The following is an 18,412-nucleotide window of genomic DNA, read 5'->3' as shown; positions in this document are numbered from 1 at the left end:
TCCATAAAGTCACTTACCCGATAATGAAATATCGTCTTTTATAAGGATATCTAAGATGCGTAAAACTGTGGCTTTTGGCTTTGTCGGAACGGTGCTGGATTATGCCGGGCGTGGTAGTCAGCGCTGGTCAAAATGGCGTCCGACACTCTGTTTATGCCAGCAAGAATCGTTGGTCATCGATCGACTGGAATTATTGCACGACGCCCGCTCGCGCTCGCTATTTGAAACGCTTAAACGCGATATCGCCAGCGTTTCGCCAGAAACAGAAGTGGTGAGCGTTGAGATTGAACTGCATAACCCGTGGGATTTCGAAGAGGTCTACGCCTGCCTGCATGATTTCGCCCGAGGTTACGCTTTTCAGCCAGAGTGCGAAGACTATTTAATTCACATCACCACTGGCACCCACGTCGCGCAAATTTGCTGGTTTCTGCTGGCTGAAGCACGTTACCTGCCCGCCCGACTGGCGCAAACTTCACCACCACGCAAAAAAGAACAGCCCGATAGCCCAGGCGCGGTGGCGATTATCGATCTCGATTTAAGCCGTTATAACGCTATCGCCAGCCGCTTTGCCAAAGAACGCCAGCAAACGCTTGATTTTCTTAAATCTGGCATCGCCATACGTAACCCGCATTTCAACCGCATGATTGAGCAGATCGAAAAAGTGGCGATTAAATCCCGCGCACCGATCCTGCTTAACGGCCCGACTGGTGCGGGTAAGTCATTTCTGGCGCGACGCATTTTCGAATTAAAACAGGCGCGACATCAGTTTAGCGGCGCGTTTGTGGAAGTGAACTGCGCCACCTTGCGCGGTGATACCGCGATGTCGTCGCTGTTTGGTCATGTGAAAGGCGCATTTACCGGGGCACGGGAATCGCGGGAAGGTTTATTACGCAGCGCCAACGGCGGCATGTTATTTCTCGATGAGATAGGCGAACTGGGCGCAGATGAACAGGCGATGTTGCTGAAAGCCATTGAAGAGAAAACCTTTTACCCGTTTGGCAGCGATCGCCAGGTGAGCAGTGATTTTCAGCTTATCGCCGGAACGGTGCGCGATTTGCGCCAGTTAGTTACCGAAGGCAAATTTCGCGAAGACCTGTACGCGCGGATCAATCTCTGGACCTTCACCCTGCCAGGACTGCGCCAGCGTCAGGAGGATATCGAGCCTAATCTGGATTATGAAGTGGAGCGCCACGCCTCGCTGACCGGAGACCGCGTGCGTTTTAACACTGAAGCGCGGCGTGCCTGGCTGGCCTTTGCAACATCTCCCCAGGCGACATGGCGCGGTAACTTTCGCGAACTTTCTGCCAGCGTTACGCGCATGGCGACGTTTGCCGATAGCGGGCGCATTACACTGGAAACCGTAGAGGATGAGATTAGCCGTCTGCGCTATAACTGGCAGGAAAGCCGCCCTTCCGCGCTTACGGCGTTGCTGGGCGCGGAGGTGGAAAACATCGATCTCTTTGATCGCATACAACTGGAAAACATTATTGCTGTCTGCCGTCAGGCAAAATCACTTTCCGCCGCCGGTCGTCAGCTTTTTGACATTTCGCGCCAGGGCAAAGCCAGCGTCAATGACGCAGATCGGCTACGCAAATACCTGGCGCGTTTTGGTCTGACGTGGGAAGCCGTGCAGGATCAGCACAGCTCCAGTTGAATATGGTGGTCCGTCAGCACCTGCATCACGCTTACTGGCGGCGGGGCGTCGGTGTAGACGGCATCTACCATGCTGATGCTGCCCATATTGACCATCGCGTTACGGCCAAATTTCGAGTGATCGACAACCAGCATAACGTGGCGCGAGTTCTCAATAATGGCGCGTTTGGTGCGAACTTCGTGGTAATCGAACTCCAGCAGCGAGCCGTCGCTGTCGATGCCGCTTATCCCCAGAATGCCGAAGTCGAGGCGGAACTGGGAGATAAAATCGAGCGTCGCTTCGCCAATGATCCCGCCATCGCGGCTGCGTAATTCGCCACCGGCGAGGATAATACGGAAATCCTCTTTTACCATCAGCGTGTTAGCAACGTTGAGATTGTTGGTGACAATGCGCAAATTGCTGTGATTAAGCAGCGCGTGCGCCACCGCTTCCGGCGTGGTGCCGATATCAATAAACAGCGTCGAGCCGTTAGGGATTTGCTCCGCCACTTTGCGGGCAATACGCTCTTTTTCTTCGGTCTGGGTGGCCTTACGATCGTGCCACGGCGTGTTAACGGAACTGGAAGGCAGCGCCGCGCCGCCATGATGGCGCAGGATCAGATTCTGTTCCGCCAGTTCATTGAGATCGCGGCGAATAGTCTGCGGGCTGACGGAAAAGTGTTCTACCAGTTCCTCGGTACTGACATAACCCTGCTGTTTAACCAGTTCAATAATACCGTTGTGACGTTGTGTTTGTTTCATTTATAAATCCCTGGAATCATTTTCGTTTTCGCGCATTGAGCGAATCAACAAAAGCCATCGCTAGCCCCACGGCTAACCCGGCGATGTGTGCTCCGTTCGCCATCGACATCCCAAACAAATCAAACCATCCGGCGACAATCCAGATCAGCGCAAAGATAATTAACCCACGTTGCAGGTAAATGCCACTTTGCGGATTGCGTTCGCCACGTAGCCAGACGTAGCCCATCAGCGCATACACCACGCCAGAAAGCCCGCCAAACCACGGCCCGCTGAATTTTTGCTGCACATAGCCACTTAACAGGGCGCTAATGAGAGTAATGACAATAAGCTTACCGCTGCCGAGGCGTTTTTCCACCGCACCGCCGAGATACCACCACCAGAGCAGGTTAAAGAGGATATGCATCAGCGAGAAGTGCATTAACGCGTGGGTGAAGTAACGCCAGAACTCAAATTTCAGTGTCGGATCGAATGGCCAAGCCAGCCATAACATCACTTCCTGATCGCCGAGGATTTGCATGGCAATAAACACCACCACGCAGGCAATCATCATCACCCAGGTCACCGGACCTGCGCGTTCACGCAAGGTGGCAAAGAAAGGAAAACGGCGATAGTGCAGACCACTATCGGTATGGCCTGACTGCCAGCTGGCGGCGAGATAACGCGGATCTGCCGGGTTTTCGAGAAAACGCGCCAGCTCCGCCCGCACGCGTTCAGCCTGGGATTCATCCGCCAGCCAGACATCGCTTTGGTTATGTTGTTGAATAGTGAGGATAACGCCCTGCGTCGCCATGTAATCAACAAACGCCTGCGCCACGCGGGGGTTAGCAAAAGAGGTAATCATCAACATCGTTGCTGTCGCTTATTCCACACAAAAGGGGACAGTATAAAGCGTTACGCGCCGTACGCCACCTCTGCAGGAAACTGACGCTGCCAGGCTTCAAAGCCGCCATCAATGCTATAGACCACATCGTAGCCCTGTTGCAGTAGATACTGCGCCGCGCCTTTGCTGCTATTACCGTGGTAACACATCACCATGACCGGCGTATCGAAGTCATTATCACGCATAAACGCGCCCAGCGTGTCGTTAGTCAAATGGAAAGCCTGTGTTGCATGACCCATAGCGAAACTTTGTGGATCGCGAATATCGACCAGCACCGCCTCTTTTTCCTGCAACTTCTGGTGCGCGTCGGCAACGTTAATACATTCGAACTGATCCATGCGTCTCTCTTTCTTTACAAACAAGTGGGCAAATTTACCGCACAGTTTACGTTGAAGCGGCAGATAAACGCCATAATGTTATACATATCACTCTAAAATGTTTTTTCAATGTTACCCAAAGCGCGATTCTTTGCTAATATGTTCGATAACGAACATTTATGAGCTTTAACGAAAGTGAACGAGGGCAGCATGGAAACCAAAGATCTGATTGTGATAGGTGGCGGCATCAATGGTGCTGGTATCGCGGCAGACGCCGCTGGACGCGGTTTATCCGTGCTGATGCTGGAAGCCCAGGATCTCGCTTGCGCGACCTCTTCCGCCAGTTCAAAACTCATTCACGGCGGCCTGCGCTACCTTGAGCACTATGAATTCCGTCTGGTCAGCGAGGCGCTGGCTGAACGTGAAGTGCTGCTGAAAATGGCGCCACATATCGCCTTCCCGATGCGTTTTCGCCTGCCGCATCGCCCACATCTGCGCCCGGCGTGGATGATTCGTATTGGTCTGTTCATGTACGATCATCTGGGTAAACGCACCAGCCTGCCGGGATCAACCGGTTTGCGTTTTGGCGCAAATTCAGTGTTAAAACCGGAAATTAAGCGCGGATTCGAATATTCCGACTGTTGGGTAGACGACGCCCGTCTGGTACTCGCCAACGCCCAGATGGTGGTGCGTAAAGGCGGCGAAGTGCTTACCCGGACTCGCGCCACCTCTGCTCGCCGCGAAAACGGCCTGTGGATTGTGGAAGCGGAAGATATCGATACCGGTAAAAAATATACCTGGCAGGCGCGCGGCCTGGTTAACGCCACTGGCCCGTGGGTGAAACAATTTTTCGACGACGGGATGCATCTGCCTTCGCCTTATGGCATTCGCCTGATCAAAGGCAGCCATATTGTCGTGCCGCGCGTGCATACCCAGAAGCAAGCCTACATTCTGCAAAACGAAGATAAACGTATTGTCTTTGTGATCCCGTGGATGGACGAGTTTTCCATCATCGGCACCACCGATGTGGAATACAAAGGCGATCCAAAAGCAGTGAAGATTGAAGAGAGTGAAATCAATTACCTGCTGAAAGTGTATAACACGCACTTTAAAAAGCAGTTAAGCCGTGACGATATCGTCTGGACCTACTCCGGTGTGCGCCCGCTTTGTGATGATGAATCCGACTCGCCGCAGGCTATTACTCGTGATTACACCCTTGATATCCACGATGAAAATGGCAAAGCGCCGCTGCTGTCGGTATTTGGCGGCAAGCTGACGACCTATCGTAAACTGGCGGAACATGCGCTGGAAAAACTAACGCCGTATTATCAGGGGATTGGCCCGGCATGGACGAAAGAGAGCGTGTTACCGGGTGGAGCCATTGAAGGCGATCGCGACGATTATGCCGCCCGCCTGCGCCGCCGCTATCCATTCATTACGGAATCGCTGGCACGTCATTACGCACGCACTTACGGCAGCAACAGCGAGCTGCTGCTCGGCAATGCGGAGGCGATAAGCGATCTTGGGGAAGATTTCGGCCATGAGTTCTACGAAGCGGAGCTGAAATATCTGGTAGACCACGAATGGGTACGCCGCGCCGACGATGCCCTGTGGCGTCGCACAAAACAAGGCATGTGGCTGAATGCGCAGCAACAGTCTCGTGTGAGTCAGTGGCTGGTAGAGTATACGCAGCAGAAATTGTCGCTGGCGTCGTAAATTAACGTAAGGTGGTCAGATTTCAATCTGACCCCTTTTAGATTCAGGGAATTACCGCAAAGCCCACACCATCATACCCAACGTAACAAAACTCAGGCACGTTACCCACTCACTCCACTTCCGTATCTGGCTTCTATTTTTACTACGCCACTGGCAATAATATCCCAACGCAAAACCAAGCTGTGCGCTTATCGGACCGACAAAACCAGTCCACGGCTGTGGCCAAAATGGCGAAAAATTCAGGGGTAACCAGATAACTCTCAAAAAGAAATTGCGGATATTTTCCAGCACAGCTGATTTCTCTGGCGCAATATAAAAAATAATATTGCAGAGAATTAGCCAGAAATAGACCGGTGTGAATACCAGCCAGCAGTGAGGTCTGTTTTTTAGTTCCGATGGCGTTCTGCAAGCAAATTGCCAACCGACGCAACACATTACACAGAAAAAAAGCGCATATTCAGCCGATAACCAAAGTTGTAATTCCAGAAGTGAAATACGCCGAATCATGAGCGGGATTGAGAATAGTATTTCCCCCAGAAAACTCAATGTGATACTAAAAGCCGCTAGCGCAACCACCGTCGGCCACACCAACAACGGCACAATAACAAAGCCGAGAATTACCGGAGGAATATAAAATCTGAATTTGTTCATCTTTATTGTCCTGATGATTCAGGTGATGCGTCATACCTCGCGCATAAACACTCATCAATCATCCCGTCGTCTTCCCAGATCTGATAATCTGTCCACTGCTCGGGCTGTTTTAGCGGATTCTGTTTCACAAGCTAAAGTGTAATGCTGGAAAGGCGGTGAAATATTCTGGTATGCGGCATTACTCTCAGAAAGAAAGAGTAAGCAACTGCTGATAAGTAATAAAGTCTTCATATCCATATCTGCCCCCTACTTACTTAATTATTTAATATCTAATAACGTTTTATACAGCGGCACATACCCTACATCCTCTACCAATTGCTGTCCCTGCGGGCTTAAAAACCAGTCAACAAATTTCTGCGTTTCCGGCGTAGGATTTTCACGCGTCACCATATAAGCATCCACAATGTATGGATAAGTGCCGTTGCGGATATTTTCCTCGGTAGGCGCAACGCCATTTATAGCCAAAAGTTTAATCTGCTTGCGCATTTTGAGCATGTTGTCATTCATACGCGTGACATAATAATGAAAGGTATAACCAACGGAAGATGGTGCATTTTGGTAGTCGGCTACTTCGGTAATTAAACCGCCCATGAGATCAATTACAGTGGATTTTTTAGCTGGCAGCATTGGGGTGTCTTGCATAACCAGTCCCTTCATAACCGTTTGGCTTCCAGAATCCTCTGGCCGCTGCCAGACTTTTATACGTTCGTCACTACCGCCCACTTTATTCCAGCGACTCACTTTACCGCTAAAAATGTCTTTGACCTGCTGTTCGCTAAGTGAATTAACGGGGTTTTTGATATCAACGATAAAGACAAAGGCTTCGCGGGCGAAAGCGGTATATTTCAGCTTAACCCCCGCTTGTTCTGCACGTTTTTTCTGCCCTTCTGACGGTTGCGCGACAAAAATAACGGTCGCAGTACCTTTAATTAGACTATCGTAGGCTTCTGCTGTTCGGGTTTGCTGCAAACCATACGCCTGCCAGGCACGCGAGGTTCGATCCGCATCTTTCGGCTCGGGTATTAATTGATAATATGCAGAGGCATACAGCGGGTATAAGGCCGTAGCACCGTACACTCTTGGCCATCTTGACCAATCTTCGCTGTAACGTAATTCAGGTTGACCCTGCAGAGAAGTCAGTCCATGGCTCTCTTCTTCTCTGACGCTGTTATAGTACCCTTCCCTGTCGACACATCCCGCCAGTAATGCCGTGCCTAATAGTAAAACACCGGTGAATTTATTCATCGCGCTGATTCCTTTCTCTCCAGGGTTATTTCATTGTTGGATACATCGGTACATAACCCACATCTTCCACCAGACTCTGTCCTTGTGGCGTTAAAAACCATTCCACCAATTTTTGTGTTTCTGACGTCGTATTTTCCCGCGTCACCATAAAAGCATCGACGATATACGGATATTTGCCGTTACGAATGTTTTCCGCACTCGGAGCAATACCGTTAATCGCTAACAACTTGATATTCTTATCGGCATTCATTTGCGTCGCGTAATAGCGGAAGGTATAGCCAATGGAGTTGTTTGTATTACGGTATTCAGCAACGACTTTAATCATGCCTTCCATCACGCTTGCCACTTCGGTTTCCTGCGGCGAGATCATGCGGACATCTTTCATCACCAGTGATTGCATCACCGTCTGACTGCCTGAGTCTTCCGGGCGTTGCCAGGTCTGGATCTCTTGATCATTACCGCCAACAGTACGCCAGTTGGTAATAGCGCCACTAAAGATGTCACGCACTTGTTGCTCTGTCAGGGAATTAACCGGGTTATCTGCATTAACGATGAAAACAAATGCTTCGCGGGCAAAGGGAGCGTATATCAAAGTGACGCCCGATTCCTCTGCACGCTTTTTCTGCCCACCAGAAGGTTGCGCCACAAAGATAATATCGGCATCGCCCTTAACGATTTTGTTATACGCCTCCGGCGTGCGAGAGTTATCCAGATATTCCCTGACGTGAAAATCTTCCGGTATAACGCTTAACGCATAAAAGGCAGAGGCATAAATGGGGTACGCTGCCGTAGCACCATCGAGTCGCGGCCAATTTTGCGTAAACTGAATTTGTGGTTTACCACGCAGTGGCGTCAGTTGATTATTGAGTTTGTCGGGTCGCCAGGCCCAGGTATCAATATCTTCGCGAACACCGACACCAGGATTAAGCTGTTTATATAAATGAGCCTGATAACCAGCGACAAAACCCAGCAGGAGAAGGATAAACAGAAGTGAATTACGGTAACGTAGCCCGAATGTGCCGGTTAAAGGATGTCTTGTCGGCCAGGCGTATCCCAGCGAAAAACTGATATGCGCCCCAACGGGAATAATGACCATCCACCAGTACTCACCACCGACTAATGTGACTAACAAAACGCCCAGCCAGGGAAGCATAAGATCTGCCAACCAGCCCGAACCCATCTGGCGAAATTGATAATCTGCCAGATGTAGCGTGATTATCCAGCCAACCAGGGTTAATAATGCAGGTAATAAAAAAAGACATTGTCGCCAGACGGCTATTTCTCTGTTTTCTGGGGCGCTATCTCTCGCCCACACTCGACCCGAGAAAAATATCACTATCGCACCCAGCGCCAGCATAAAAACGTTGAGTAAAAGGTAAATTGTTGGTGTGAGGAGTAGATTGCAAAACTCAAGAATAGCGGCAATCCCGGCACCCAGCATGGCAATAACCGCTGCCAAAAATTGCGCCAGTATGGGAATACCGAAAAAAGTCATTACCAGCGAGGTCAAAATCCATTTTCTGTTTTGCATCATTCTGTCCATTCTTTCTGAATGGCGAAATTATACTCCTCCAGTATCCTTCCCCCCGCTGGACACTTTTCCGAAATAAAGGCAAAAAAAAACGGGACCTTTTGGCCCCGTTCTATTTTTGGCGAAATTACAATCTCACCGGATCAATATGCCAGATAAGATCGGCGTACTCTTTGATAGTCCGGTCAGAAGAGAAATAGCCCATATTTGCGATGTTCAGCATCGCTTTGGCTGTCCACTCTTCTGGACGCTCGTACAGTTCGTCAACTTTATCCTGACAATCGACATAGCTGCGATAATCCGCCAGCACCTGGTAGTGATCGCCAAAGTTGATCAGCGAATCAACCAGATCGCGGTAGCGACCCGGCTCTTCCGGACTAAACACACCGCTGCCGATTTGCGTCAGCACCTGATGCAGCTCTTCATCTTTCTCGTAGTATTCACGCGGTTTGTAGCCCTGACGACGCAGCTCTTCCACTTCTTCCGCAGTGTTACCAAAGATAAAGATATTGTCCGCACCGACATGATCCAGCATCTCAACATTCGCACCGTCCAGCGTACCGATAGTCAGTGCGCCGTTAAGTGCAAACTTCATGTTGCTGGTGCCGGAGGCTTCCGTACCCGCCAGCGATATTTGTTCGGAAAGATCGGCTGCCGGAATGATCAGCTGCGCCAGGCTGACGCTGTAGTTCGGGATAAACACCACTTTCAGCTTATCGCCAATCTGTGGATCGTTGTTGATCACTTTCGCTACGTCATTGATCAAATGGATAATGTGCTTCGCCATGTAATAGGCCGAAGCCGCCTTACCGCCAAAGATATTCACTCGTGGAACCCACTTCGCATCTGGATCGGCCTTGATGCGGTTATAGCGGGTGATCACGTGCAACACATTCATCAATTGACGTTTGTATTCGTGAATACGTTTGATTTGCACATCAAACAGCGCCTTCGGATTCACTACCACATTCAATTGTTGGGCGATGTACTCCGCCAGACGCTTTTTGTTCTCCAGTTTCGCCTGATGAACTGCATGATTGACCATCGGAAAATCACAATGCTGTTGCAACTCGTTTAATTGACTCAGATCGGTACGCCAGTTACGACCGAGGTGTTGATCCAGCACGCCTGAAAGCGACGGATTCGCCACCGCCAGCCAGCGACGCGGGGTCACACCGTTGGTAACGTTGGTGAAACGTCCAGGGAAGATCTTCGCAAAGTCAGCAAACAGCGATTGCACCATCAGATTAGAGTGCAGCTCCGATACGCCGTTAACTTTGTGGCTGACCACAACAGCCAGCCAGGCCATGCGCACACGACGCCCATTCGATTCATCAATGATCGACGCCCGTCCCAGCAGGTCGGTATCGTTCGGATACTGCTCCTGCAAGGTTTTCAGGAAATAGTCGTTGATTTCAAAGATAATCTGCAAATGGCGCGGCAGAATTTTACCCAGCATATCGACCGGCCAGGTTTCCAGCGCCTCGCTCATCAGCGTGTGGTTGGTGTAGGAGAAGACCTCGCAGCACACTTCAAAAGCGTCGTCCCAGCTAAATTTGTGCTCATCGATCAGCAGACGCATCAGCTCAGGAATCGACAGCACCGGATGGGTGTCGTTGAGGTGAATCGCGATTTTATCCGCCAGATTATCGTAGGTTTTATGCAACTGATAATGGCGACTTAAAATGTCCTGAATGGTCGAAGATACCAGGAAATATTCCTGACGCAAACGCAGTTCACGTCCGGAATAGGTGGAGTCATCCGGGTACAGCACGCGGGATACGTTCTCAGAGTGGTTTTTATCTTCCACTGCCGCGAAGTAGTCCCCCTGGTTAAATTTACCAAGATTAATTTCGCTACTGGCTTGTGCACTCCACAGACGCAAAGTGTTGGTCGCGTCAGTATCATAACCTGGGATAATTTGGTCGTAAGCCACGGCCAGAATTTCTTCGGTTTCAATCCAGCGCGTTTTCTTACCTTCTTGCTGAATACGTCCGCCAAAACGCACTTTGTAGCGCGTATTGTGGCGTTTAAATTCCCACGGATTGCCGTACTCCAGCCAGTAGTCCGGAGACTCTTTCTGACTGCCGTTAACGATGTTCTGTTTGAACATACCGTAGTCATAACGGATGCCGTAACCACGCCCTGGCAATCCTAAAGTCGCCAGCGAATCCAGGAAGCAGGCCGCCAGACGCCCCAGGCCACCATTACCGAGACCAGGGTCATTTTCTTCATCAATCAACTCTTCGAGATTTAATCCCATCGACTCCAGCGCACCCTGGACATCGTCATAAATACCTAACGACAGCATGGCGTTAGAGAGAGTACGACCAATCAAAAACTCCATCGACAGGTAGTAAACCTGGCGAGTTTCTTGCGACAGCTGGGCACGATTCGAGCGTAACCAGCGCTCCACGAGACGATCGCGCACAGCAAATAACGTTGCGTTCAGCCATTCATGTTTATTGGCGACGACCGGATCCTTTCCAATCGTAAACATCAGCTTGTAAGCGATAGAGTGCTTAAGAGCTTCTACGCTAAGCGTGGGCGATGAATATGTAAACGGAGCATTCATATAGGCGTTTCCTGAAAACTATTTCAAGCGATAGTAAAGCTCACGGTACGACTTCGCCGCGACCTGCCAGCTAAAATCCATTGCCATAGCCTGACGTTGCACAAACCGCCACAGTGAAGGACGGGACCACAGTACAAAAGCACGTCGAATAGCCCGTAACAGCGACCAGGCATTACTATCTTCAAAGACAAACCCACTGGCGACGCCATCTGCAAGGTTCTCAAGAGAACAGTCAGAAACCGTATCAGCAAGCCCACCGGTGCGCCGCACTAACGGCAGCGTACCGTACTTCAATCCATAAAGTTGCGTTAAGCCGCACGGTTCAAAACGGCTGGGCACCAGAATGACGTCCGCGCCGCCCATAATGCGATGCGAAAATGCTTCGTGATAGCCAATCTGAACGCCCACCTGGCCGGGGTATTCCGCTGCCGCCGCAAGGAAACCTTCCTGCAGCACCGGATCGCCCGCGCCGAGTAGCGCCAGCTGCCCGCCCTGCTCCAGAAGACCCGGTAAGGCTTCCAGCACCAGGTCGAGACCTTTCTGGCTGGTCAGACGGCTCACCACTGCAAAAAGCGGCACTTTATCGTCAACCTTAAGCCCCATTGCGATTTGTAACTGGCGCTTATTTTCCGCTTTATCTTCCAACGTATCGCGGGTGTAGCGCGAGGCCAACAGTAAGTCCGTCTCTGGACTCCAGATTTTCTCGTCCACGCCGTTCAGTACGCCTGAAAGACGCCCTTCACGGTGACGCTGTTGCAACAGACCTTCCATACCGTAGGCAAACTGCGGTTCGGTGATCTCGCGAGCGTAGGTTGGACTGACCGCCGTAATGTGATCGGCATAGTACAGACCGGCCTTCAGGAAAGAGATTTGTCCGTTGAATTCCAGCCCGTGAACATTAAAGAATGACCATGGCAATTGGATGTCATTCATGTGATGTGCATAAAACATGCCTTGATAGGCCAGGTTGTGCACAGTAAACACCGACTTCGCCGGACGCCCGTGTGCCGCCAGATACGCAGGCGCAAGACCCGCATGCCAGTCGTGCGCGTGCACAACATCGGGGCGCCAGAATGGGTCAAGGCCGCTTGCCATCTCCGCTCCAACCCACCCGAGCAGTGCAAAACGCAATACGTTGTCGGTGTAAGCAAATAAGTTGGTATCGTGATACGGGCTTCCGGGACGATCGTAGAGATGCGGTGCATCAATCAGGTAAATACCAACCCCGTTGTAATGCCCAAACAGCAGCGTGAAATGTCCGGCAAAGGTATCACGGCGAGATACCACCTTCGCATCGGTCACGCCACGGCGAATATCGGGAAATGCAGGCAACAGTACGCGAGCGTCAACGCCGTCTGCGATTTGTGCTGCGGGTAATGCCCCAATAACATCAGCCAGACCGCCGGTTTTAAGCAGCGGGAACATCTCTGAACATACATGTAAAACCTGCATTATCGCTCCTGTTTATACCCTAACTTCCGTAGCATTTCGCGCGTAACCAGCACAATGCCTTCTTCTGAACGATAGAAACGACGTGCATCCTCTTCTGCATCCTCACCAATCACCATTCCTTCCGGAATGACACAAGCGCGGTCAATGACGCAGCGACGCAGACGGCACGAGCGACCTACCCATACTTCCGGCAGCAATACGGCGGAATCAATGTTGCAGAATGAATTCACGCGAACGCGTGAGAACAGAACGGACTGCACCACCACCGAACCAGAGATCACACAACCGCCGGAAACCAGTGAGTTAAGGGTCATCCCATGGCTACCGGAGCGATCCTGAACGAATTTCGCTGGCGGCAATGATTCATTGTAGGTGCGAATCGGCCAGTTGCGATCGTACATATCCAGTTCCGGCACGACAGAAGCCAGATCCAGGTTCGCTTTCCAGTAAGCCTCCAGTGTCCCAACATCACGCCAGTACGGCTCGGCGTCCGGGTCGGACTGTACACAAGAGAGCGGGAATGGATGCGCATAGGCGAGGCCTGCTTCGGTAATTTTTGGAATCAAATCCTTACCAAAGTCGTGGCTGGAGTTTTCATCACGATCGTCTTCTTCCAGCAATTCATACAGGTACTCTGCATCAAAGACGTAGATCCCCATACTCGCTAAAGATTTGCTCGGATCGTTTGGCATTGACGGCGGGTTAGCCGGTTTTTCAACAAATTCGATAATTTTATCGTTTCCATCAACCGCCATAACGCCAAATGCAGAGGCTTCTTCAATCGGTACAGGCATACAAGCAACGGTGCAACGTGCGCCTTTTTCGACGTGGTCGATAAGCATACGCGAGTAGTCTTGCTTGTAGATATGGTCACCCGCCAGGATCACTACGTACTCCGCTTTATAACGGCGGATAATGTCGAGGTTTTGGGTAACGGCATCTGCCGTACCGCGATACCAGTTCTCCCCTTTCATTCTCTGCTGCGCTGGCAGCAGATCGACAAACTCGTTCATTTCTTCATTGAAGAACGACCAGCCGCGCTGAATATGCTGTACCAGAGTGTGAGACTGGTACTGGGTGATCACGCCCATACGACGGATACCGGAGTTGATACAGTTGGACAGTGCAAAGTCGATAATACGGAACTTGCCGCCGAAGTGTACGGCAGGCTTTGCTCGTTTATTGGTTAAATCCTTCAGGCGAGTACCGCGTCCCCCCGCCAGAATCAGGGCAACAGACTTCAATGGCAGCTGGCGCGCCAACATTAAGTGATCGTTCTTCTCTAAACTAATCATGACTAACTCCTTTTTTATCATCTCTGGAACACACACAGTCCGTGTGCAGGTCCCGGCCAGACAGCCGTAATCACTGGGTTATCCTCTCCAGCGAATGGGGGAATGGCACGCCACTCCCCAGCAGGTAAAACAATCTCTGTTACCTCAAGCGTGGCGTTTATTGCGATCAAGAAACGATCCGAAAGCAAAATTTGCAGCTGCTTTGGCCCGTTCTGCCACTCATCCGAGCTTAAAGATTGAGCATATCGATTCAGCCAACGGACATTGCCGTCGCCTTCTTCCCACCAGCGATCCTCTGCCAAAGCAGGAATGCGCTTGCGCAGATGGATTAACGCGGCGGTAAACGCGGTTAAGCCACTGCTTGCTTGCGACCAGTCCAACCACGTTAGTTGGTTATCCTGACAGTAAGCATTGTTATTGCCATGCTGGCTGTGACCGTGTTCGTCACCGGCCAGTAACATCGGCGTACCCTGGGAGAGCAACAACGTTGTTAACAGGGCGTGAATGCTGTCGCGCCGCCGTTCAACCAGATCAAGAGTACCGCCTAACCCTTCTTTACCATGATTGTTACTGTAATTGTTGTTGGTTCCGTCGCGATTTTCTTCTCCGTTTGCTTCATTGTGTTTATGGTTAAAACAAACGCAGTCGCGAAGCGTAAAACCATCATGCGCCGTGACCAGATTAATCGCAGCACTCGGCAGACGGCCATTACGTTTAAAAACATCACTGGAAGCGGCAAAGCGTCCGGCAAACTCCCCCAGCGACAGGTTATAGTGCAGCCAGAAGCGCCGGGCAGCATCGCGGAAATGATCGTTCCACTCGGCAAACAGCGGCGGGAAATTCCCCACCTGATAGCCACCGGGCGCGATATCCCACGGTTCGGCAATCAGCTTCACTTGCGAAAGTACCGGGCAATTCTGAATAGCCGTAAACAGAGGCGCATCCTGACGAAACTCCGGCGTTCGCCCCATGACAGTAGCGAGATCGAAGCGGAAGCCATCAACATGACAAGTTTCCACCCAATAGCGTAGACAGGCGCTGGCGTACTCCACCACAGCTGGATGGCTCAAATTGAGCGTATTGCCGCAACCGGTCCAGTTGTGATAATCGCCGTCTTCTCTTATCCAATAATAGCTACGGTTATCGATCCCGCGCAGGGAGAATAACGGGCCGTCGAGATCCAGTTCCGCACTGTGGTTGAGAACGATATCGAGGATGACCTCAATGCCCGCTTTGTGCAGGGCTTTGACTGCATCGCGGAACTCATCCAACGCCGTGTCGGGCGAGCATGCATACGCCGGATGCAGTGCAAACAGCGCCACCGGGTTGTAACCCCAGTAGTTACTCAACCCCATACGTTGCAAGCGTGGCTCACTGGCAAATTGCGCGATCGGCAGCAGTTCCAGTGCGGTAATGCCCAACTGTTTTAAATAGTTGATCATCACCGGATGCCCCAAGGCTTTATAGGTTCCACGGATCTCGACCGGGATCTCCGGATGCAAGTAGGTTAAGCCCTTGACATGGGCTTCATAAATGATGGTACTGCCCCACGACGTACGCGGCGGGGCATCATCTTCCCAGTCATAGTGATCCACGACCACTACGCATTTCGGCGCAATAGCAGCGTTGTCACGATAGTCAGGATCACTATGCCCGGCGTGCAGCAGCGGGTTATCTTTAAATTCCCCGACAATTTGCCGCGCGCAAGGATCAATCAACAACTTCGCCGGGTTAAAGCGATGCCCCATGGCGGGTTGCCATGGGCCATGAACACGGTAACCATAACGCAAACCCGGGCGCGCATCCGGCAGATAACCGTGCCAGATGTCACCACTTCGTCCTGGCAAATCATACCGATGTTCGATGCCCTGAGCGTCAAACACACACAGCTCTACCCGTTCAGCATGAGCGGAGAAGAGCGTGAAGTTAACGCCCTGACCGTCGTAATGCGCGCCAAGAGGAGCGGGATTGCCAATGGCAAGTTGTGTCATTATCCCTCCCGAACCAGCCAGATAGTGGCCAGCGGCGGTAGCGTAAGGCTTAATGAATGCTGGCGACCGTGGCTGGCGATCTCATCACTGTGTACCGCGCCGCCATTACCGGTATTGCTACCGTGATAGTGCATGGAATCAGTATTGAGGATTTCACGCCATTTACCCGGCTGATTAATGCCAAAGCGATAATCATGGCGCGGCACCGGCGTAAAGTTACTGGCAACGATAATTTCATTACCCTCTTTATCACGGCGAACAAAAATCAGCACCGAACGTTCATGGTCATCCACCACCAGCCATTCAAAGCCATACGCGTCAAAATCCAGCTCGTGCAATGCCTTGTGATAGCGATAAGTGTGGTTCAGATCGCGCACCAGACGCTGGACACCGTGGTGCCAGTTGTCGCCGCCTTCCAGCAGGTGCCAGTCAAGGCTGGCGTCGTGGTTCCACTCGCGCCCCTGAGCAAATTCATTACCCATGAACAGCAGTTTTTTGCCCGGAAACGCCCACATCCAGGCATAGTAGGCTCGCAGATTGGCAAACTTCTGCCATGCATCGCCCGGCATTCTGTCGAGAATCGATTTTTTGCCGTGCACCACTTCGTCGTGCGACAACGGCAGGACGAAGTTTTCAGTGTAGTTGTAGAGCATCCCGAAGGTGAGTTTATCGTGATGGTATTGACGATAAACCGGGTCGAGCTTCATGTAGTCCAGGGTGTCGTGCATCCAGCCGAGGTTCCACTTGTACCAGAAGCCCAGGCCGCCGATATCCTGCGGACGAGAAACACCAGGGAAGTCGGTAGACTCCTCCGCCATTGTTACCGCGCCAGGAACTTGCTCACCGATAATACGGTTGGTATTGCGTAAAAATTCAATCGCTTCCAGATTCTCGCGCCCACCAAACTCGTTGGGGATCCACTCGCCCTCTTTACGGCTGTAGTCGCGATAAATCATCGAAGCCACCGCATCGACACGCAGCGCATCAATACCAAAACGTTCAATCCAGTACAGCGCGTTGCCGACGAGGAAATTACTGACTTCACGACGCCCATAGTTGTAAATCAGGGTATTCCAGTCCTGATGGTAGCCTTCACGGGGATCGCTGTGTTCATACAGATTTGTTCCGTCAAATTCGGCAAGCGCAAAGTCATCAGTCGGGAAGTGCCCCGGCACCCAGTCAAGAATGATGTTCAAACCGGCTGCATGTGCGGCATCAATGAAATAGCGGAAGTCATCGCGAGTACCAAAACGGCGAGTTGGCGCGTACAGCCCCGTCGGTTGATAGCCCCAACTACCATCGAATGGATGTTCGTTAATTGGCAGCAGTTCGAGATGGGTAAAGCCCATCCATTTAGCGTAAGGCACCAGTTGATCAGCCAGCTCGCGGTAGCTTAACCAGAAGTTGTTGTCGGTGTGACGACGCCAGGAACCCAGGTGAACTTCATAGATAGAGATTGGCGCATCAAACTGATTCGCTTTTTTGCGCTCTTCGGTCTGCACGACCTTTTCAGGCAGTCCGCAAATAAGGGAAGCGGTTTCCGGACGCATCTGTGCTTCAAAGGCATAAGGATCAGACTTCAAACGCAGATTGCCATTGGCATCAATCATTTCGTATTTATAGAGCTGACCGTTATGCGCGCCAGGGATAAACAGTTCCCAGATGCCACTCTCTTTACGCAGGCGCATCGGATGACGACGACCATCCCAGTAGTTGAATTGCCCAACAACCGAGACTCGGCGGGCATTGGGTGCCCAGACAGAAAAACGCGTGCCGGTAACGCCATCCATGGTATCTGCGTGTGCGCCTAAGGTTTCGTACGGGCGCAGGTGAGTACCTTCAGATAACAGCCAGGCATCCATTTCCTGGATTAAAGGGCCAAAACGGTAAGGGTCATCAATCAGATTCTGCTGACCATGCCAGACAACAGCCAACTGATAGCGGAAAAAATTCTTACGTCGTGGAATGACGCCGCTGAAGAATCCACGAGAGTCGAGACACTCCAGTTTAGCGACTTTGCGTCCGGTTTTTGGTTCAATCACCCACACATCGGTGGCGTCAGGTAAAAGGGCGCGGACTTCCAGTCCTGCTGTAGTTTTATGCATTCCCAGTACGGAAAATGGGTCTGCAAAATGGCCTGCAATTAGCGCGTTTATCACGTCTCTATCGATACGAACGGACATGCTTGTCTTCCTGTTTTATTGTGTCACCCCATCCAACTGATTTTTGACATCTGGTTGTGACATTTTTTTGACCTGAACGACGCAGCACTCTGTGCATCCTCTCTGCGTCGTCCTCCCTTCAGGTAAGGCAGTGAATACTCATGTATTCTGCCACCCTTAAAGAATAGCCAATGCTCTATCTA

At 51.3% G+C, this 18,412-nt stretch carries 13 protein-coding genes; 2 read left to right on the top strand and 11 right to left on the bottom strand.

Going from position 1 to position 18,412, the window contains the following annotated elements:
- Positions 1 to 55: 55 nt before the first annotated feature.
- Complete coding sequence (rtcR, locus tag A7589_RS10090; RefSeq protein WP_108188824.1) at positions 56 to 1,654, top strand: DNA-binding transcriptional regulator RtcR; 1,599 nt, start codon at positions 56 to 58, stop codon at positions 1,652 to 1,654.
- Here rtcR and A7589_RS10085 read toward each other — a convergent pair.
- From A7589_RS10085 to glpE, 3 genes are read right to left on the bottom strand one after another with little or no spacing between them, the layout of a single operon-like run.
- Entirely contained in the window at positions 1,636 to 2,394 is a 759-nt protein-coding gene (locus A7589_RS10085) for a DeoR/GlpR family transcriptional regulator (RefSeq protein WP_000815099.1), read from the bottom strand. The genes rtcR and A7589_RS10085 overlap by 19 nt on opposite strands.
- A gap of 16 nt (positions 2,395 to 2,410) precedes the next feature.
- A complete protein-coding gene (gene glpG, locus A7589_RS10080) occupies positions 2,411 to 3,241 on the bottom strand; it encodes a rhomboid family intramembrane serine protease GlpG (RefSeq protein WP_000928733.1) in 831 nt (276 codons plus the stop codon).
- A gap of 44 nt (positions 3,242 to 3,285) precedes the next feature.
- Positions 3,286 to 3,612: a thiosulfate sulfurtransferase GlpE gene (gene glpE / locus A7589_RS10075; protein ID WP_000371926.1), complete on the bottom strand. Its 327-nt coding sequence runs from the start codon at positions 3,610 to 3,612 to the stop codon at positions 3,286 to 3,288.
- A gap of 189 nt (positions 3,613 to 3,801) precedes the next feature.
- Here glpE and glpD point away from each other — a divergent pair, with 189 nt between their 5' ends.
- Positions 3,802 to 5,307, top strand: a complete 1,506-nt coding sequence (glpD, locus tag A7589_RS10070) for a glycerol-3-phosphate dehydrogenase (RefSeq protein ID WP_000448163.1) — start codon at positions 3,802 to 3,804, stop codon at positions 5,305 to 5,307.
- 51 nt (positions 5,308 to 5,358) lie between these two features.
- Here glpD and A7589_RS10065 read toward each other — a convergent pair whose 3' ends face one another.
- The 8 genes from A7589_RS10065 to glgB form a co-directional block, all read right to left on the bottom strand.
- Positions 5,359 to 5,958 carry a hypothetical protein gene (locus tag A7589_RS10065; protein WP_001032090.1) on the bottom strand — a complete coding sequence of 200 codons (600 nt, stop codon included), beginning with the start codon at positions 5,956 to 5,958 and terminating at the stop codon, positions 5,359 to 5,361.
- A gap of 258 nt (positions 5,959 to 6,216) precedes the next feature.
- The gene (locus A7589_RS10055; protein WP_108188823.1) at positions 6,217 to 7,203 is read right to left on the bottom strand and encodes a PstS family phosphate ABC transporter substrate-binding protein; all 987 of its coding nucleotides are present in this window, start codon (positions 7,201 to 7,203) and stop codon (positions 6,217 to 6,219) included.
- A 25-nt stretch (positions 7,204 to 7,228) separates the two neighbouring features.
- Entirely contained in the window at positions 7,229 to 8,737 is a 1,509-nt protein-coding gene (locus A7589_RS10050) for a PstS family phosphate ABC transporter substrate-binding protein (RefSeq protein WP_000983444.1), read from the bottom strand.
- Between the two features lie 124 nt (positions 8,738 to 8,861).
- Positions 8,862 to 11,309, bottom strand: coding sequence for a glycogen phosphorylase (gene glgP / locus A7589_RS10040; protein WP_000993436.1), 2,448 nt, complete (start codon positions 11,307 to 11,309; stop codon positions 8,862 to 8,864).
- Positions 11,310 to 11,327: 18 nt separating this feature from the next.
- The gene (gene glgA / locus A7589_RS10035) at positions 11,328 to 12,761 is read right to left on the bottom strand and encodes a glycogen synthase GlgA (RefSeq protein WP_001197630.1); all 1,434 of its coding nucleotides are present in this window, start codon (positions 12,759 to 12,761) and stop codon (positions 11,328 to 11,330) included.
- Positions 12,761 to 14,056 (bottom strand): glucose-1-phosphate adenylyltransferase, encoded by a 1,296-nt coding sequence (gene glgC, locus A7589_RS10030; protein ID WP_000624234.1) that lies wholly within the window; start codon positions 14,054 to 14,056, stop codon positions 12,761 to 12,763. The genes glgA and glgC overlap by 1 nt, the downstream gene beginning before the upstream one ends.
- A gap of 17 nt (positions 14,057 to 14,073) precedes the next feature.
- Positions 14,074 to 16,047, bottom strand: coding sequence for a glycogen debranching protein GlgX (gene glgX, locus A7589_RS10025; protein ID WP_000192584.1), 1,974 nt, complete (start codon positions 16,045 to 16,047; stop codon positions 14,074 to 14,076).
- Complete coding sequence (gene glgB / locus A7589_RS10020) at positions 16,047 to 18,230, bottom strand: 1,4-alpha-glucan branching enzyme (RefSeq protein ID WP_000116222.1); 2,184 nt, start codon at positions 18,228 to 18,230, stop codon at positions 16,047 to 16,049. The genes glgX and glgB overlap by 1 nt, the downstream gene beginning before the upstream one ends.
- Between the last annotated feature and the right edge of the window lie 182 nt (positions 18,231 to 18,412).

Origin of the sequence: Escherichia sp. MOD1-EC6475 (assembly GCF_003046645.1) — a bacterium.
Lineage (GTDB): Bacteria > Pseudomonadota > Gammaproteobacteria > Enterobacterales > Enterobacteriaceae > Escherichia > Escherichia ruysiae.
Note: the sequence above shows the minus strand (reverse complement) of the source record. Positions and strands in the feature narration are given on the sequence as shown.

What these genes read in the sequence shown, in the direction of transcription:
- glgP (WP_000993436.1), bottom strand. Translation starts at nt 11,309, where the DNA reads ATGAATGCTCCGTTTACATATTCATCGCCCACGCTTAGCGTAGAAGCT.
- A7589_RS10050 (WP_000983444.1), bottom strand. Translation starts at nt 8,737, where the DNA reads ATGATGCAAAACAGAAAATGGATTTTGACCTCGCTGGTAATGACTTTT.
- glgC (WP_000624234.1), bottom strand. Translation starts at nt 14,056, where the DNA reads ATGATTAGTTTAGAGAAGAACGATCACTTAATGTTGGCGCGCCAGCTG.
- glgX (WP_000192584.1), bottom strand. Translation starts at nt 16,047, where the DNA reads ATGACACAACTTGCCATTGGCAATCCCGCTCCTCTTGGCGCGCATTAC.
- A7589_RS10085 (WP_000815099.1), bottom strand. Translation starts at nt 2,394, where the DNA reads ATGAAACAAACACAACGTCACAACGGTATTATTGAACTGGTTAAACAG.
- glpE (WP_000371926.1), bottom strand. Translation starts at nt 3,612, where the DNA reads ATGGATCAGTTCGAATGTATTAACGTTGCCGACGCGCACCAGAAGTTG.
- A7589_RS10065 (WP_001032090.1), bottom strand. Translation starts at nt 5,958, where the DNA reads ATGAACAAATTCAGATTTTATATTCCTCCGGTAATTCTCGGCTTTGTT.
- glpD (WP_000448163.1), top strand. Translation starts at nt 3,802, where the DNA reads ATGGAAACCAAAGATCTGATTGTGATAGGTGGCGGCATCAATGGTGCT.
- A7589_RS10055 (WP_108188823.1), bottom strand. Translation starts at nt 7,203, where the DNA reads ATGAATAAATTCACCGGTGTTTTACTATTAGGCACGGCATTACTGGCG.
- rtcR (WP_108188824.1), top strand. Translation starts at nt 56, where the DNA reads ATGCGTAAAACTGTGGCTTTTGGCTTTGTCGGAACGGTGCTGGATTAT.
- glgA (WP_001197630.1), bottom strand. Translation starts at nt 12,761, where the DNA reads ATGCAGGTTTTACATGTATGTTCAGAGATGTTCCCGCTGCTTAAAACC.
- glpG (WP_000928733.1), bottom strand. Translation starts at nt 3,241, where the DNA reads ATGTTGATGATTACCTCTTTTGCTAACCCCCGCGTGGCGCAGGCGTTT.
- glgB (WP_000116222.1), bottom strand. Translation starts at nt 18,230, where the DNA reads ATGTCCGTTCGTATCGATAGAGACGTGATAAACGCGCTAATTGCAGGC.